This window comes from Pantoea sp. MBD-2R (genome assembly GCF_039134845.1).
GTDB lineage: Bacteria > Pseudomonadota > Gammaproteobacteria > Enterobacterales > Enterobacteriaceae > Erwinia.
In genome coordinates, this window is record NZ_CP152417.1 from 3,874,604 (window position 1) to 3,888,599 (window position 13,996).

The window sequence follows — 13,996 nt, forward strand, 5'->3', positions numbered from 1 at the left end:
GCCGTTATTCGGCACGGTCGCCGGGCCGCAGGGTAGAAAGTCCCCCCGGCACCTGAAGCGTTGGCGTGATTTCAATATTGCCGATGTTAACGGCAACTGGCGCAGAGAGCGCAAAGGCCACGCAGTCGGCGATATCTTTCGCCTGCGGCAGCTCAAAGCCATCAATAAAGCGGCGGCGGCCCTCTTCCCGATCGCCCATCACATTGCCGAAAATATCCGTCGCGACGCGTCCCGGACAGATTTCGGTAATGCGTACGCGTTTGCCAAAACAATCGACGCGCAGCTGACGAGAGAGTGCATGCACGCCCGCTTTGGTGGCGTGATAAATTGAATTGCCGTTGAAGTTATAGATGGCGGCAATGGAAGTAATGTTGATGACGTGGCCACAGTCACGCGCCATCATCCCCGGCACCAGCAGACGACAAAGGTGCAGCACGGCGCGCAAATTAACATCTACCTGAGTATCGATCGCTTCTTCATCCGCATCCAAAATGGAACCGGGGCGGGAAACGCCCGCGTTATTCACCAGGATATCCACGTCGATCTCTTTGCAAAGACGGGTTAACGCATCCAAATCGCCGACGTCAATCGCATGCGGAATGCAACCGGTGCGGGCGGCCAGTGCTAACAGCTGTTCTTCACGTCTGGCGACGGCGTGAACGGTAATTCCTTCCTGGCACAGGCGCTCAACAATTGCTTCTCCCATACCCGCTGACGCCCCGGTAACTAGTGCAGTCTTGTAATCTGAAAATGGCATTTCGCCTCTCCTGTAAACACATCGGCGGCTACGGCCGAAAATCGGTTAACTGACTCTATCAACTCACTCCTCGCCCGGTATAAGACATAAACGGTTTGAGGCAATAAGGGGGGCTTATAACAGTGCCGACTGCCTCGAAGGCGGGAGCAGAGCGATACCCAATTCTTCACAAATTTCCCGCAGCGTATGCACCATGGCGATGGATTCGGGCGTGTCACCATGCACCAGAATCGAGGTGGCGCTAACTGAAAGCGTCTCGCCATCAATGCTTTGCACCGTCCCCTGCGTAAGCAGCTGGCGAACCCGTGCACGAACCTGCTGCGGGTCATGGATTACCGCGCCTGGCTTCGCCCGACTGACCAGTAGCCCACTGTTTTCATAAGCACGATCGGCCAGAAAAGTACAAATTACCGGCAGCGCGAGCTCACGGGCCACCCGCTCAACGGCATTCCCCGCCATCGTGCTGATAATCAGATGGGGATTGAACGCTTTTACCGCCTGCAACAGCACCCGCGCCAGCGCTTCATCTTCTGACACCTTATTGCCCAGCGCGCCGTGAAAACTCATATGCGTCAGCGGATAGCCAGCGGCTGTCGCAAAGGCGGAGAGCGCACCCAGCTGATAAGTGACGTAATGCGCCATGACCTCCGCTTCGATCTGCATCTGACGACGGCCAAAGCCCAGCAGGTCGGGAAAACCGACGTGCGCGCCAAGATCCACGCCGTAGCGCTTCGCCATCGCCACCGTTTTTGCCATAATCACTGCGTCGCCAGCATGAAAACCGCAGGCGACGTTAGCGGAGGTGATCAGCGGCATTAAATTCGCATCATCGGCGATAACGTAATCGCCAAAACCCTCGCCGATGTCGGCATTTAAATCGATATAGTTCAAACTGTTATCTCCGAGTCGCGCAGAACAAATATCTCCGTACCGTACTCAACCACCTCGCCCTGCTGCACCTGAATTGCGGTGATGACGCCGCCGACAGGACTGCGCAGCGGCAGATAAACGGCCCCCACTTTCAACATGCCTAACAGTGCGGACTTTTCGACTGCGTCGCCCGTTTTTGTCAGTGGCAGGCCATTGAGCGGATGCTGAAGCAGGACAATGCCAGGCATCGGTGCCGACAGGGAGACCGGCGGCACATCGGGCGTTGTTTGCACAAGGTTGTCCGGCATCAAAGGCCTGAATTGCGGCGCGCACTTTATTCTTACTCGCCAGGCGCTGCCGTTAAGTTCGATAGTGTCCAGGTTAGACGCACGCATTTTTTGTGCGATCTGCCGCAGTTCCGCCAACGCTAATGCCCTGTTTTCCATAATTATCCTGTCGAAAAGGCGTGTGCCGCGCACGGTCATCTTTCTGCCGTTGATAAGAGGTTGCCCCACCGAAAGGCGACGGCAAGACGGCCCGCTGCATCCTGAAGCAGAGGGATACGGACACTCTAGCGCGCCGTCTTTACCGCCAGGTAAGAGGGTTTCGCTTTGCGGAGATAAGGTCGGCTTATCACCCAACCAGCGTTAACGGCCGGTTATCTGTGGTGCGGTTAGCCATTAAAGCCAGCAGGATCCCTTTTACCGCCTCAGCCGGCTGCGAGAGCGGGAGATGATCGGACATACAGAACGACAGCGACACCTTGAGCTCCGGTTGGGCAATTTTCGCCATCCAGCCATCGGCGGCTTTCAGCATTGCCCGTGCCGCAGATTCCGGCATTATCGTGCAGCCGAGACCCGCCGCCAGCGCGGCATTCAGCGTGGTTTGCGATTCGATTTCGCATTTCACGCGGTAGGCCAGACCTTCATGAATAAACGCGTCGTCAATGGCTTTACGCATGCTGTTATAAATACGCGGCAGGAACAGATCGTAACGGGCGACGCTGGCCAGCGTGACGGTTTTAGTCGGTTTCGCCAGGCTGTGCGGGCAAACAAACCATAGCTCCTCTTTCATCAGCGGCATAAAGCGCAGGCCATGGATTTCGCGATTGCCATAAATCACCGCCATATCCATACGCCCATTCATAATCAGTTCGCTGAGCGTTGTGCCGAAGTTTTCATTGAAGTAGAGGACGATGCCAGGATATTGACGATGGACTTCCTCCATCAACGGCAGTGCCAGCTGCTGAGCGGCGGTGCCAGGCGCAAGGCCCACCGAGACGCTGCCAGAAAGCATCTGGCCCGAACCATCGATAGCGCTCTGGGCCTGATCGCACTGGCGCAAAATCGCCTGCGCATGGGTATAAAGAATTTTGCCTGCTTCCGTCGGCGTGACGCCGCGCTTAGTGCGTATCAACAACTGCTGATTCACCTCGCCTTCCAGCGTGGCTAATTGCTGACTCAAGGCGGGCTGGGCGATATGCAAAATATCGGCGGCCTTGGTCAGGCTGCCAACGTCTACGATCTTAATGAAGTATTTCAACCGTCGCAGGTTCATAGCCACTCCTCATAACGCGGGTCGTAGCTGATATAAGCAATATCGATGCCAGTCACGGCAAAGAGCGTAATACTGGCGCTGTACGGGCGTTTAGCGGTGAAAAGATACGCGCCGTGTCCGGGCGCAGGGTCGGTAAATGCACTGATAAAGCGCATTCACAGGGGCAAACACCGCTGAACCATCGTTTTGCGTTATGTCACCACAACAAAGCGCTATTAACGCCGCCTGACTTTTCCTCAGTACCCTTCTTCTGACCTTCATCTATCCGCCTGTAGCTATGCAAAACCGCTGTTATGCAGCGAGCTGGCTACCCTGAATCTGGGATCTCCGCACCATGCCTGATATTGCCAATCGCTTAACGAACGTCGCCATTTCTGCTTCCGTAGCCATGACCCAGAAAGCCCGAGAACTGAGTGCCGAAGGCGTGCACGTCGTCACGCTTTCCACCGGCGAACCGGATTTCCCCACGCCCGACCATGCTATCGCGGCGGCCCATGCGGCAGCGCTGGCGGGCGACACGCGCTATCCGCCCGTTGACGGCACGCCAGCCTTGCGGGCGGCAATTCAACGGAAATTCAGGCGGGACAATCATCTGGATTATCCGCTCAGCCAGATCCTGACGGCTGGCGGTGCCAAACAGATTATTTTCAACGCAATGATGGCAACGATTAATGCGGGTGATGAGGTCATTATTCCCTCACCTTCCTGGATCAGCTATGCCGACATCGTCAAATTCGCCGGCGGCGTGCCGGTTCCGGTTGCCTGCTTACAGGAAAATGGCTTCAAGCCCCGGCCGGACGATCTGCAAGCGGCCATTACGCCACGCACTAAGTGGCTGCTGCTGAATTATCCGGGCAACCCGACCGGTGCGGTCGCTACCCGCGCAGAGCTGCTGGCGATAGCGGAGCTGATGCTGCATCACCCGGATATCTGGATTATGACTGACGATATTTACGAACATCTGATCTACGACGATGCGACGTTTTATACGCTGGCAGAGGTTGAACCTCGTTTGCTGGATCGCGTGCTGACGGTAAATGGCATCTCCAAAGCCTGGGCCATGACCGGCTGGCGGCTGGGGTTTTGTGGTGGCCCGGAGCCGCTGATCAAAGCGATGAGTAATGTGAATACCCAGAACAGCGGCGGCATCTCGACGCTAACGCAGGCGGCAGCCGTAGCGGTACTGGACGGTCCGCAGGAACTTTTAAAAGAGCGGGCCGCTATTTATCGCCAGCGCCGTGATTATGTTCTTGAGCGTCTGACCTCGGTGGATGGCCTGCTCTGCCACAGGCCACAAGGTGCTTTCTACCTCTTCGTGAATATCGCCGCGTTTACCGGTAAAACAACCGCGGGCGGTCGGAAGATCGGTAACGATACGGACTTTGTCATGGCGCTACTGGAGGAGCAACAGGTAGTCACCGTTCAGGGGGCGGCTTACGGTATGAGTCCTTTCTTCCGCCTGTCGTACGCGACAAGTCTCGATATATTGCAGGAAGGTTGTAACCGTATCGCGGCTTTTTGCCAGGGGATGCGGGATTAGAACGTAGAAGCATGTGATGATTCGGCACCTGACGGTGCCGAGCTCGGGAGAGGACGGATTCAGGTTTATCAGCACGCGGTTAAAGGGGAGCGGCAAGCTGTCATGCTTATCCCTTTAACTGCACAACCGCTTAACGCGCTACAACTTTGCCGCACTTTGGTCAGCCAGCGCTCTATTTCTTTTGCCACAACAATAGCCTCACCTGCCTCGCTTTTTACCAGCTGCAACCACTGGCCGGGTTGGATCTGGCCGAGACGCCATAAATCCTCTTCAATCACTCCCGCGATTTTTGGGTAGCCGCCTGCCGTATTGGCATCGCTTAACTGAATAATCGGCTCGCCTGCGGGCGGCACCTGTACAATGCCGGGCACCAGCCCGTAAGAGCGCATTTCAATGGTTTCGGCAGGGAAAATCGGTTCGCCGCTTAAGCGATAGCCCGTACGATTGCTCTGGCGGGAAACCTGCCAGCGCTGCTGCCAGAAACGGGCATGATCGGCTGCAAACAGTGCATACTCCCCGGCCGGTATGGCCCGTAGCTGCACCACGCCGTCGCTACTGACGGGAAAAGCGTGCGCCATCGCCACCGTTGGTGGCTCAATGCCGATCCCCGCTGCGGGTAAAGCCGCTGCCGATGACAGGCCAACGGGCAGCCTGTCGCCTGTTTCCAGCGCGCGCCCCTTATAACCGCCGAAACTGCCGCGCAACGCAGTACTGCGCGATCCCATGACCTGCGGTACGTCAATACCGCCAGCCACACAAAGGTAACTGCGCGCACCACCGCGGGGAAACTGCAGCGTGAGCTGCTGGCCTTTTTTGACTGAGCAGCCCCACCACGGAGGAAGATCCCTATCATCCAGCCGGGCGCGGCAGTCCGCTCCGGTAATCGCAATACTGGTATCCGTCAGAAAGCGTACGCTGAAAGGGAAGATCTGAATCTCCAGACAGGCGGCGTTTTCATCATTCCCCAGCAGGATATTTCCCGCGCGTAGCGCAAGCGGATCCATCGCGCCGCTTACTGAAACGCCCATATGCCGGAAGCCGCTGCGGCCGGTATCCTGTACGGTATTTAGCGCGGCGGATTTGATAATTTCAATCACAGCTCAATCCTCACAGGCAAAAAACGAATGCTGTCGCCCGGCGCCATCAGCGCAGGCGGATGCGCGTCGGGATCGAATACGTTAAGTTCAGCAAAACCAATCGCATTCCAGCCGTTGGGGCCGGTCAGCGCAGAGACGCCCGTCTGCGCACCGCCAATGGTAACGGTGCCCTTCAGCATATGCAGAGAAGGCACTTTTTTTCTTGGCGTGGCGAGGGAAGCATCCAGCCCGTGCAGGTAGCCAAATCCGGGCGCGCTGCCCAGTGCAAAAACCGTGTAATTTCCCTGAGCGTGCCGGCGGATCACTTCCTGAGCAGACAGGCCGGTATGCTGGCAAACGGTAAGCAGATCGCTGGCGTGTTCGCCGCCATACACAACCGGAATTTCAATGATTTTGCCAACGGGATGTACCGCTCTGGCCTGTTCCCACAGCTTTTTAAGCTTGATTAGCGTGCCGTCGTAATCGGCAGGAGTTTGTCGAAAAATAATGAGGAGATTGGTTACGCCAGGGATAAGCGATTCGACCGCTTTATCATCCTGTAGCGAGGCGGCCAGCGACCAGATCCGTCGCTGGGCGGGTAAATCAAACGCTCCCGGCGCTTCAATCAGCCAGGCGCGACTGCCGATGGTGGATATTTTGGCCTGACCGTCCAGTCCACCTGCGGCAGGTCGTTTCTCATGCAGCAGCATCGTCATCGTTTATTCCAGAGGCTGAAACTTGAGGCTGGCTAACGACTGTACTTTCTCTTCCCTGACCATTTTGTATTCCGTCGCCGGCCCAATCCACTTGTTCCAGATTTTGTCGATACTGCCGTCGTCATCCATCGCTTTCAGGCTGCTGTTCACTTTCTCCAGCAGGGCCGGCTCATCCTTTTTCATTCCAACGCCAATCGGTTCCAGCGCCATCGGCTCCTTAATCATTCCCAACGCGATGCCATCTTTTCCCGCCTGTGAAATCATTTTTGTCGCCGTCATGGTATTGGTCACGAAGCCGACTGCCTTGTTTTGCTCCAGTGCGAGGAAAGCAGAAGCCGCGTCCTGGAAGGTAATGGCTTTTGCGCCTGCCAGATAGATCGACTGTTCTGATGTCGTGCCTTTAGTCGCACTCAGCCGTTTTCCTTTAAAATCTGCCCGCGTCTTGTCCACGTTGGGCTGTTTCACTACCAGCATCTCTTTGGCTACGTAGTAAGGATCGCTGAACTGAATCTGTTTGCCACGGGTTTTGGTGTACGCAAGGTTGGCGATCAGCACGTCTGCACGGCCGGTAGCAATAACGGCGATACGCGCTTCGATGGACGTTGGCATCAGATTGGCTTTTACACCCATCTGTTTCGCTAACGCATCGCACAAATCAACGTCCATACCTGCCAGCTGACGAGTTTTAGGATCGGGAGAGGAAAAAGGCGGGACGTCGGAGTAGACCGCGCAGTTCAGCTGTCCACGCGCCTGAATATCACCCAGAAGATCTGCTTTTGCCGGTGAGAAGGCCATCAGCATCGGCAGCGCCAGTAATGAGCAGGACACCATTTTCTTCATCAAGAATTCCCCGTTATCGTTGTCAGTTACAGCAGATCGCTGCCGCTGTTCAGTTTCCGACTATAGAGAGCCTTGCAGGCGCTGTATAAGAGGTAAACCCTGTATGGCAATATGCAATTTGTATGACACTCTCCCTGATGGCTATAAGTAAATGCTATCCGTACAGAGCAAAATGATGTTATCCCCCGTCGTCTCCGGTCTTTTATGGTGAGCAGCGTTGAGGCAGGCAGGACTGGCGGAGTGAACAATGAATTCCAGAGTGGGCATAGCGTTAAAAATCGGGGCGGCGCTGTGTGCCACCTTAATGCTGGCATGTGTGAAAGGGCTGGATGGCGCCATCCCTACCGGCGAGGTGATTTTTTTCCGTTCTTTTATCGCCCTCTTTCCGCTGCTTGTCTGGCTTAAATGTCAGGGCAACATTGCCAGCCAGCTCAAAACGAAAAATATTTTTGGCCATTTAATTCGCGGATTTTCCGGCACGGGCGGCATGTATTTTAACTATATGGCGCTGGTTTATATTTCCTTAGCCGATGCGACAGCCATCAGCTATGCCGCACCGTTATTTACGGTCATTCTGGCGGCGCTGCTGCTGAAAGAAAACGTGCGTTTTTCCCGCTGGCTGGCGGTAATAGCAGGCTTCTCAGGCATTCTGGTAATGCTTTCTGCGCATTTGAGCGAAAACAATTCATTATTTGCCGGACACATCGATCTTACTGCCGGTCTGGGCGTGATGCTGGCGCTGCTCGCCGCACTCTGTACCGCCGTCTCATCGGTGCAAATCCGTTTTTTAAACGGTATTGAAAAACCGGGCGCGATCGTCTTCTACTTTTCGTTAATGACCATGCTTATCGGCATGGCCACCGTTGTTTTTGGCTGGACGCGGCCCAGCCCGTTGCAATTGTTGCTGCTGGTCGGCTGCGGATTTTTTGGCGGTATGGCGCAAATCCTGATCACGCTCAGCCTGCGCTATGCTGATGCTTCACTCCTTGCGCCCTTTGACTACACCTCGCTGGTCTGGTCGATGCTGATTGGTTATCTCTTTCTGAACAGCTTGCCGACCGTCTCCACCCTGACCGGCGCGTCAATCGTTGCGCTGGCAGGCATATTTACCGTGTGGAGTGAACAACGGAAGTGGAAACTTAGCGTCATCCGCACGGTGAACTAAGCCGTTCAGCGCTCCTCATTAAATACGATGCCCAGTTGCCTGCGCACCTCATCCATAGTGGAGAGCGTCTGCAAGGACGTTTGCAGTGAACGAACAGGCGATGTCTGTAAGCCCTGTCCTACGCACCAGGCAAAATGTTCAGCCTCATAACTGAGCTGCGCATAACGATTTTGCGGTTCTTCCCAACGCAGCGACTTATTGCCCTGGCTTGAGGTCAAAACGAAGCCGCCCGGCGCATAGAATTGTCCGTCAAGCACGATGCTGGCGTCGCGCCCGGCAATAACCGCTCGGCCCGGCGTGTTGCTGAACAGCGTAGTATGCAGCACTGAATGCATGCCGCTCGGGTGCTGTAACAGCATGGATGCCTGCCCGTTGACGCCGCCTTCTGCTGGCTGGCCGCAAGCGGTAATATGCGCAGGCGCCCCGCCTCCCACCATCACGCTGAACGCCAACAGATAACTGCCCAGATCCAGCATCGGCCCGCCAGCTAAATCGGCGTTAAAAATACGGTGATCCGGCGTGAAGAACTCACCATGATCGGCAATCAGCGTGTGCAGATCGCCTAACGCGCCATCAGCCAGCAGCTGACGCAGCACATCATATTTCGGCGTAAAATCACACCACATCGCCTCCATACAAAGTACTCCCCGCCGCTGCGCTTCAGCCTGAAGCTCTGCGCCCTCCTGCGCATTTAATGCCAGCGGCTTTTCAATCAGCACATGCTTACCCGCCCGCAACGCTTGCCGCCCATCCGGGAAGTGATGATTGTGTGGCGTGGCGATATACACCACGTCCAGCGCATTCATCGCCAGCATCTCATCAGCACTGCTGAAGGTATGCGGGATCGCCCATTTATCCGCGAAGGCGCGGGTCTTCCCGGCGTTGCGTCCGGCAACCGCCACCAGTTTTTGCGCGCTGTTTTCTTTTAACGCTTTAGCGAAATGCGCGGCTATCCAGCCAGGACCGATAATTCCCCAGCGCAGAACGGGAACGGCTTGTGGCTCAGGATTTCTCGGGACAGGTAATGCGGAGGGAAACATTCGGACTCCTTTTGCTGTTCAGCATCTGTGCTGTGAATCTAACCGCGCCGATAATGACGGGCCAGAGCGTCAAAGGATGAGAATAGTGTGGCTTCAGGCAGAGCGATAAGTGCGTTTTGCGGCGGCAATGATGGAAAACCCTCAAATGAGGCGGTAAGCTCGCCGCTTCATTTTTTTTGAAAGAAGTTGAGCATGAACCGCAAAAACATCTTGATCCTTATCGCCGTGATGACTATCGTCTACGCAATATATCTTTTTTTTAAGCCTCATAAGCAGGATCCGCACTATTTTGCTGCCGCCTGCGTTGTGCTTAACGATATGGCAGCGCCTGCGTCTACCGCGGATTTTACGGAAAAATTGCGCACCGTGATCATCAATGAAAATGCCTCTTACGCCGTGGATAAAGTTGAGTTCGACCCGGCTTCAGCGCAAGCGGCTATCAGACATTATCAACATTTGTCAGAAACAGAGCAGCGGCAGGCCAAAAAGAGTATCGATAGCTGCCTGCCGGTGATGATGCCTCAGAATTCAGGCAGTTAATTGCCTGACGGCGGTGGAGCCATGCCAACACTCATTTCATGAATTAGGTTAATAAATTTTCATTATTTCCTGATGAAAAATAGTCTTCCGCCGTCGTATACTATTCTCTAATTATTTCTATAACATGAATAAATAATTCCTTTTGCTGGCACTAAATGTCTTTAGCGAGATGAAAAGAGTTAAACCTGACAAAAGCGTGCCATGACATACTCACTTAGCAGAAAAAAATAATGAAACCACCCTGTGGCTTCAACATAATTAAGACCAGACTTTTTCAGACTCACGCCGTAAAAACGTGTAACCGTTTTAAAAAAAAGAAACACATAAATACTTTTCTTTTTGCAATAACATTGTATTAACAAAAAAAACGGAACCTACTGATAATTAGCGCTTAACATCACTGACCAGGTTTAATCTGTAAGTTATTTTCATGGTTAATAATGCCCTTATACTGGAGTCTCGCCCTTTTTTTAAAGTCAGGAGGGGTTAACTATGTCTCTTTTACGGTGGGCGCAATCTTATGCAGGCAGATTATTATTACGTTACGAAGCAAACCGAGCACACCGATTTTCACCTGGTGCACCGGCGGGGATGCCGAAAGATGCCGGAAAAGAATAAACGGGTATTTATAGGCAGTTTTTATGCCCCTCTTCAGGCTTTAACCATCGCTAAAGTGCGTTTTGGTAAGCAGGTAAAAGCCTGCTACTACTGTTGCCAGTTACATCATGATGACGTCAGACGCCAACCTGCTTCTCATGTTTACCGTTCCTGATGCAGCATTAAAGCGTTTGCTGCAAGGTGATGACTCAGATAATCCACAAAGCATCTTATCCGACGGGGAATCTGTCTGTTGTGCGCGTAAACAGCATAAATATCCGCTGACGGTGCCTGATAGCGCGTCAGGACCTGCTTCAGTTTGCCATTGCCAATGGCCTCATGAGCATCCCACCATGAACGCAGGATCAGGCCATGGCCATCAAGCGCCAGGCGCATCGCGACTTCTCCGTCATTGGTCGTTAAACTGCCCTGCACTTTTTGAGCGATCTCACGCCCTTCGCTGCTAAACCGCCATATGGCATAATCTGACTCATGCTGCCGTAACACGATGCAGTTATGCGCGGCCAAATCTTCCACCCTTTCCGGTACGCCGTGGCGTTCAAGATAGTCAGGCGAAGCGCAAACAACCCGAAAATTTGGCGCGATACGTCGGGCAATCAGCCGTGAATCGGGCACATCCCCAACGCGTATATCAATATCAATGCCAGATTCCGGCCAGTTTAAAGGCTGACTGGTGAGCTGCAGGCCGATGTTCAGAGCAGGATGCAGTCTGGCAAACGCAGAGATCAGCGGAGCAATATGCCGTCGCCCAAAACCAAATGAGGCGTTGATTTGCAAACTGCCGCGCAGTACCTCGCTCTGGCGACTGACCGTATCCTCAAGCTCTGCCAGCTGATCTAAAATCGGCCGTGCTCCGGCGGCATAAAGCGCTCCCTCCTGCGTCAATTCAAGGCGCCGTGTAGTCCTTTTAACTAACTGAACGCCAAGTTTATTTTCCAAACTGGCGAGCCTTTTACTGACGGCAGGCAGGCTTAATCCCAGCTCTCTGGCAACCTCAGTCAGGCTTGAAAGCGCGGCAACACGCATAAAAAAATGCAGGTCGTCACTGCTGGTGCTCCATTCTTTACTTTTATTCAACATTGGATTAAATCTCAGGCTAATTATTTAACCATAATGCTGAAATAGACTCAGGGAGAAAACCCCCTTTATTCAGGAGAAAAGTTATGGCTGTCGCAACATACAAAATTGCCGTGATCCCCGGCGATGGGATCGGTAAAGAAGTGATGCCCGAAGGCGTGAAGGTGATGAACGCCGCTGCCCGCCGTTTCAACATAAATATTGAATGGGTTTGGTTTGATTTTGCCAGCGCGGATTACTGGCTCCAGCATGGCAAAATGCTGCCCGATGACTGGTTCGCTACGCTGAAAGCTTTTGATGCGATCTACTTTGGGGCGGTAGGCTGGCCGGAGATCGTTCCGGATCATGTTTCACTCTGGGGATCGCTGCTGCAATTCCGCCGCCAGTTCGATCAGTACGTTAATCTGCGTCCCGTTCGTTTGCTGGCTGGGGTGAAAGCGCCGCTGGCCGATCGTAAACCAGGTGACATTGATTTCTATGTGGTTCGTGAAAATACCGAAGGTGAGTACTCCAGCGTGGGCGGCACGATGTTTCCCGATACGGAACGGGAAATTGTGATTCAGGAGACGGTGATGACCCGGACGGGGGTGGATCGCGTGCTTAAATTCGCCTTTGAACTGGCCCAGAAGCGCCCGGCAAAACACCTGACGTCCGCCACCAAATCTAACGGCATCGCTATCACCATGCCCTGGTGGGACAGTCGCGTGGCGGCAATGAGCAGCGGCTATCCTGACCTGCGCGTAGATAAATATCACATTGATATTTTGAGCGCCCATTTTGTGCTACACCCGGACAGATTTGACGTGGTCGTCGCCAGCAATTTATTTGGCGATATCCTTTCTGACTTAGGCCCGGCCTGCACCGGCACTATTGGTATTGCACCCTCCGCAAATATCAATCCGGAACGGACTTTCCCCAGCCTCTTTGAACCGGTTCACGGTTCCGCACCTGATATTGCCGGAAAAGGGATTGCCAATCCTGTTGGGCAGATTTGGTGTGGTGCCATGATGCTGGAGCATCTGGGCCATGCAGCGGCAAGCGAAGCGATCGTTAAGGCAATTGAAACCGTGCTGGCCGCCGGAAACAGCAGCCTGCTGACTCCCGATATGGGAGGAACCGGCACTACTCACGACCTGGGGGCTGCTGTTGCTGCTGCATTGTAATAGAGAAACACAGGGAATAAAGTTCCTGTAAGAATATAAGACTATTCTTATTAAAAAAACATAAAATTCATGAAGCCAGGTAAAATGACAGGAATTATGCTCAGTCAGAATTATCCTGGCTATATTCCTTTTTTTATCAAAAAAGGAGGCAGTACAAAGTTGAATTGCGAAAACTAATGCTCAAAACGCTCATCACTTTGCATATTTTAATTGAAGGCCTGTTAATGTCATCAACTTAGTTTCTTTCTCGTTAATAATTGATTAGAACCGTGTAAGCAAAATACAAAAAACCAAAACCAGACACGATATTAAACACTACAAACAAGGAAATATATATGTTTTTATCTTGATGATAAAACAGAGCATACAAGAAGTTAGATAAGCCATCAACAAAGACAATAATAATATATAATTTTACTCTTAGTTATAAAATCAGATTTTATATCTGCAAATCACGTCATGACCCTGTTATGCAACCAGTAACAATTGTATATTGAGGGAGATTTAATGAAAAAGGTAACATAGGACTTAATCAGGAAGTGCTGGTGCCATACCGCTTTTTCATAATCGTCGTGAAGTTTTAACAGAGGCGAGAGATATGGATATTCAGCAAGCGAAAGTTTTTGGCTACTTAATAGAGTCAGATATTCAGGTTAACATTTCCTACAACAGCCTGATAAATATCAAATCTCTTATTTCAGAAAAGAAACCAAACAGGCTTATTTTAAGAAAGACAATGATGCGGCTTTTTATCTATCTTCTGGAAAATGCCAATAACGCGGTGATAGAAAACGAAGAGATTTTAACAAACGTTTGGGATAAACATGGTTTAAGCTCCTCATCACAGCGGCTTTGGCAAGTGATGAAAGACCTTAAAAATAAACTTATTGTTATTGGTATATCAGAAGATTTCATTAAACGCGTTGAAAAAGGAAATACAATGGGTTTCAGAATCAATCCTCATAGCGTTACGCCCATTTACTATTTCGATGCACAGAATTTGTAGTTTCTACCTCTACAAATACGCCCTTTATGGG

15 protein-coding genes are annotated in these 13,996 nt (G+C 52.5%); 5 read left to right on the forward strand and 10 right to left on the reverse strand.

Going from position 1 to position 13,996, the window contains the following annotated elements:
* Nucleotides 1–4 precede the first annotated feature (4 nt).
* The 5 genes from AAGQ96_RS17745 to AAGQ96_RS17765 all read right to left on the reverse strand — a co-directional run bounded on the left by AAGQ96_RS17745 (nucleotide 5) and on the right by AAGQ96_RS17765 (nucleotide 3,339).
* Nucleotides 5–757 carry an SDR family oxidoreductase gene (locus AAGQ96_RS17745; RefSeq protein WP_147199781.1) on the reverse strand — a complete coding sequence of 251 codons (753 nt, stop codon included), beginning with the start codon at nucleotides 755–757 and terminating at the stop codon, nucleotides 5–7.
* Between the two features lie 114 nt (nucleotides 758–871).
* Entirely contained in the window at nucleotides 872–1,648 is a 777-nt protein-coding gene (locus AAGQ96_RS17750; protein WP_342754195.1) for a 5-oxoprolinase subunit PxpA, read from the reverse strand.
* Nucleotides 1,645–2,073, reverse strand: a complete 429-nt coding sequence (locus AAGQ96_RS17755) for an acetyl-CoA carboxylase biotin carboxyl carrier protein subunit (protein ID WP_342754196.1) — start codon at nucleotides 2,071–2,073, stop codon at nucleotides 1,645–1,647. The genes AAGQ96_RS17750 and AAGQ96_RS17755 overlap by 4 nt, the downstream gene beginning before the upstream one ends.
* A 187-nt stretch (nucleotides 2,074–2,260) precedes the next feature.
* A complete protein-coding gene (nac, locus tag AAGQ96_RS17760; protein WP_147199784.1) occupies nucleotides 2,261–3,184 on the reverse strand; it encodes a nitrogen assimilation transcriptional regulator NAC in 924 nt (307 codons plus the stop codon).
* Nucleotides 3,181–3,339 (reverse strand): hypothetical protein, encoded by a 159-nt coding sequence (locus tag AAGQ96_RS17765; RefSeq protein ID WP_168199650.1) that lies wholly within the window; start codon nucleotides 3,337–3,339, stop codon nucleotides 3,181–3,183. Before AAGQ96_RS17765 ends, nac begins: the two co-directional genes overlap by 4 nt.
* Nucleotides 3,340–3,518: 179 nt before the next feature.
* On the opposite strand from AAGQ96_RS17765, the gene AAGQ96_RS17770 reads away from it, so the two are divergent.
* Entirely contained in the window at nucleotides 3,519–4,724 is a 1,206-nt protein-coding gene (locus tag AAGQ96_RS17770; protein ID WP_342754197.1) for a pyridoxal phosphate-dependent aminotransferase, read from the forward strand.
* A gap of 68 nt (nucleotides 4,725–4,792) precedes the next feature.
* On the opposite strand, the gene AAGQ96_RS17775 is transcribed toward AAGQ96_RS17770, so the two are convergent.
* From AAGQ96_RS17775 to AAGQ96_RS17785, 3 genes are read right to left on the reverse strand one after another with little or no spacing between them, the layout of a single operon-like run.
* The gene (locus tag AAGQ96_RS17775; RefSeq protein ID WP_342754198.1) at nucleotides 4,793–5,821 is read right to left on the reverse strand and encodes a biotin-dependent carboxyltransferase family protein; all 1,029 of its coding nucleotides are present in this window, start codon (nucleotides 5,819–5,821) and stop codon (nucleotides 4,793–4,795) included.
* A complete protein-coding gene (gene pxpB, locus AAGQ96_RS17780) occupies nucleotides 5,818–6,516 on the reverse strand; it encodes a 5-oxoprolinase subunit PxpB (RefSeq protein ID WP_342754199.1) in 699 nt (232 codons plus the stop codon). The genes AAGQ96_RS17775 and pxpB overlap by 4 nt, the downstream gene beginning before the upstream one ends.
* A 3-nt stretch (nucleotides 6,517–6,519) precedes the next feature.
* A complete protein-coding gene (locus AAGQ96_RS17785; RefSeq protein WP_174822368.1) occupies nucleotides 6,520–7,356 on the reverse strand; it encodes a transporter substrate-binding domain-containing protein in 837 nt (278 codons plus the stop codon).
* A 247-nt stretch (nucleotides 7,357–7,603) separates the two neighbouring features.
* Here AAGQ96_RS17785 and AAGQ96_RS17790 point away from each other — a divergent pair, with 247 nt between their 5' ends.
* A complete protein-coding gene (locus AAGQ96_RS17790; protein WP_342754200.1) occupies nucleotides 7,604–8,521 on the forward strand; it encodes a DMT family transporter in 918 nt (305 codons plus the stop codon).
* 5 nt (nucleotides 8,522–8,526) lie between these two features.
* Here AAGQ96_RS17790 and AAGQ96_RS17795 read toward each other — a convergent pair whose 3' ends face one another.
* On the reverse strand, nucleotides 8,527–9,561 hold the full coding sequence (locus AAGQ96_RS17795) for a Gfo/Idh/MocA family oxidoreductase (protein ID WP_342754201.1): 1,035 nt from the start codon (nucleotides 9,559–9,561) through the stop codon (nucleotides 8,527–8,529).
* A gap of 192 nt (nucleotides 9,562–9,753) precedes the next feature.
* On the opposite strand from AAGQ96_RS17795, the gene AAGQ96_RS17800 reads away from it, so the two are divergent.
* Complete coding sequence (locus AAGQ96_RS17800) at nucleotides 9,754–10,101, forward strand: hypothetical protein (RefSeq protein ID WP_342754202.1); 348 nt, start codon at nucleotides 9,754–9,756, stop codon at nucleotides 10,099–10,101.
* Nucleotides 10,102–10,860: 759 nt separating this feature from the next.
* Here the strand turns inward: AAGQ96_RS17800 and AAGQ96_RS17805 are convergent.
* Nucleotides 10,861–11,799 carry a LysR family transcriptional regulator gene (locus AAGQ96_RS17805; protein ID WP_342754203.1) on the reverse strand — a complete coding sequence of 313 codons (939 nt, stop codon included), beginning with the start codon at nucleotides 11,797–11,799 and terminating at the stop codon, nucleotides 10,861–10,863.
* An 83-nt stretch (nucleotides 11,800–11,882) separates the two neighbouring features.
* Between AAGQ96_RS17805 and AAGQ96_RS17810 the strand changes: the two genes are divergently transcribed.
* Together AAGQ96_RS17810 and AAGQ96_RS17815 are read left to right on the forward strand one after the other, a co-directional pair.
* Nucleotides 11,883–12,959, forward strand: a complete 1,077-nt coding sequence (locus AAGQ96_RS17810; RefSeq protein WP_147199793.1) for a tartrate dehydrogenase — start codon at nucleotides 11,883–11,885, stop codon at nucleotides 12,957–12,959.
* Between the two features lie 598 nt (nucleotides 12,960–13,557).
* Complete coding sequence (locus tag AAGQ96_RS17815) at nucleotides 13,558–13,965, forward strand: hypothetical protein (RefSeq protein ID WP_342754204.1); 408 nt, start codon at nucleotides 13,558–13,560, stop codon at nucleotides 13,963–13,965.
* Nucleotides 13,966–13,996: the final 31 nt, after the last annotated feature.